We start from the raw sequence: 227 nt of genomic DNA on the forward strand, positions 1-227 counted from the left end.
TTGGCCCGCAGCACCGTCTCCAGCCGCTGCGGCGTCAACGCCTCGATCACCCCGTCGTCGAGCACTCCGGCGGTGTGTACCACCCCGACCACCGGATGCTCGGCCGGTACCGCCGCCAACACCTCAGCCAGGGCGTTCCGGTCAGCGACGTCACACGCCGCCACCTGTACCCGTGCGCCCAGCTCAGTCAGATCAGCGACCAGCTCCGTCGCTCCCGCCGCGGCCGG

1 protein-coding gene is annotated in these 227 nt (G+C 71.8%); it reads right to left on the reverse strand.

The window, feature by feature from the left end:
• Positions 1-227: KR domain-containing protein (locus ACLQ22_RS32180; protein ID WP_425695635.1), on the reverse strand; the 227-nt coding region annotated here is incomplete at both ends.

This window comes from Micromonospora sp. DT178, assembly GCF_049841695.1.
Taxonomy (GTDB): Bacteria; Actinomycetota; Actinomycetes; order Mycobacteriales; family Micromonosporaceae; genus Micromonospora.